At 57.6% G+C, this 2,403-nt stretch carries 2 rRNA genes; both read right to left on the reverse strand.

What is annotated here, in order from left to right:
* A 23S ribosomal RNA gene (locus ACFQS2_RS14345) occupies positions 1-591 on the reverse strand; the annotation flags it as partial.
* A 370-nt stretch (positions 592-961) separates the two neighbouring features.
* A 16S ribosomal RNA gene (locus ACFQS2_RS14350) occupies positions 962-2,403 on the reverse strand; the annotation flags it as partial.

Consider the following 2,403-nt stretch of genomic DNA (forward strand, 5'->3'; position numbering starts at 1 on the left):
GTACTATTTCACTCCCCTCCCGGGGTGCTTTTCACCTTTCCCTCACGGTACTTGTCCGCTATCGGTCAAGAGGTAGTATTCAGGCTTACCAGGTGGTCCTGGCAGATTCACACCGGATTTCACGGGCCCGGTGCTACTCGGGAACAGCGTCACGCCGCATGCCAGTTTCGTCTACGGGGGTCACACCCTCTACGCCGTCGCACTCACCACGACTTCGACTACCAGCACACGTCCACGTCGGTCCGCCGGCAGACGGACCAGACACGTCCCACAACCCCTGACCTGCAACCCCTGCCGGGTATCACACAGACCAGGTTTAGCCTCCTCCGCTTTCGCTCGCCACTACTCACGGAATCACTATTTGTTTTCTCTTCCTGCGGGTACTGAGATGTTTCACTTCCCCGCGTTCCCTCCACACCACCTATACATTCAGTGGCGGGTACCGCGACATGACTCGCGGCGGGTTTCCCCATTCGGAAATCCTCGGATCACAGTTCGGTTGTCAACTCCCCGAGGCTTTTCGCAGACTCCCACGTCCTTCGTCGGCTCCTCTTGCCAAGGCATCCACCGTGCGCCCTTAATAACTTAGGCAACACACAAAGACACAAAATCTTCAAAATTGCTTACAAGATGCTCGCGTCCACTATGTAGTTCTCAAGAAACAACCCCACACCGACACCCACAGCCACCACGGCCACGAGCATCAGGGAGGACCAGCCACACACCCCCGGCACCCCGGACCCCGAAGGACCCGGACCGGAGGCCGCGTGCAGCCTCACAACCCAATAGCGTGTCTCCACCTCGAACCACCCCGCAAGCCACGCTCCAGAACCCCGAAGGGAACGTACCAGCGACTCACACGATGATGAAGTGCCCATTCGTTGATGTTCCACCCTTGAGCAACCACCCCCACCACACTCGGGTGAGAAGATGGCCACCAATTACTGGTGATGCTCCTTAGAAAGGAGGTGATCCAGCCGCACCTTCCGGTACGGCTACCTTGTTACGACTTAGTCCCAATCACCGATCCCACCTTCGACGGCTCCCTCACAAGGATGGGCCACCGGCTTCGGGTGTTACCGACTTTCGTGACTTGACGGGCGGTGTGTACAAGGCCCGGGAACGTATTCACCGCAGCGTTGCTGATCTGCGATTACTAGCGACTCCGACTTCATGGGGTCGAGTTGCAGACCCCAATCCGAACTGAGGCCGGCTTTTTGGGATTCGCTCCACCTCACAGCTTCGCAACCCATTGTACCGACCATTGTAGCATGCTTGAAGCCCAAGACATAAGGGGCATGATGATTTGACGTCGTCCCCACCTTCCTCCGAGTTGACCCCGGCAGTCTCCCATGAGTCCCCGCCATTACGCGCTGGCAACATGGAACGAGGGTTGCGCTCGTTGCGGGACTTAACCCAACATCTCACGACACGAGCTGACGACAACCATGCACCACCTGTGCACCAGTCCAAAGAAAGCCACATTTCTGCAGCCGTCCGGTGCATGTCAAGCCTTGGTAAGGTTCTTCGCGTTGCATCGAATTAATCAGCATGCTCCGCCGCTTGTGCGGGCCCCCGTCAATTCCTTTGAGTTTTAGCCTTGCGGCCGTACTCCCCAGGCGGGGCACTTAATGCGTTAGCTACGGCGCGGAAAACGTGGAATGTCCCCCACACCTAGTGCCCAACGTTTACGGCATGGACTACCAGGGTATCTAATCCTGTTCGCTACCCATGCTTTCGCTCCTCAGTGTCAGTAATGGCCCAGAGACCTGCCTTCGCCATCGGTGTTCTTCCTGATATCTGCGCATTTCACCGCTACACCAGGAGTTCCAGTCTCCCCTACCACACTCTAGCCTGCCCGTACCCACCGCACGCCCGAGGTTGAGCCTCGGGTTTTCACGGCAGACGCGACAAGCCACCTACGAGCTCTTTACGCCCAATAATTCCGGACAACGCTTGCGCCCTACGTATTACCGCGGCTGCTGGCACGTAGTTAGCCGGCGCTTCTTCTGCAGGTACCGTCACTTTCGCTTCTTCCCTACTGAAAGAGGTTTACAACCCGAAGGCCGTCATCCCCCACGCGGCGTCGCTGCATCAGGCTTTCGCCCATTGTGCAATATTCCCCACTGCTGCCTCCCGTAGGAGTCTGGGCCGTGTCTCAGTCCCAGTGTGGCCGGTCGCCCTCTCAGGCCGGCTACCCGTCATCGCCTTGGTGAGCCATTACCTCACCAACAAACTGATAGGCCGCGAGTCCATCCCTCACCGAAAAACTTTCCAACCCACACCATGCGGTGCGAGCTCATATCCGGTATTAGCCTCGATTTCTCGAGGTTATCCCGAAGTGAAGGGCAGGTTACTCACGTGTTACTCACCCGTTCGCCACTAATCAGACCGTGCAAGCAC

Origin of the sequence: Brachybacterium sp. GCM10030267 (assembly GCF_042666875.1) — a bacterium.
In the GTDB taxonomy this organism is placed as follows: domain Bacteria; phylum Actinomycetota; class Actinomycetes; order Actinomycetales; family Dermabacteraceae; genus Brachybacterium.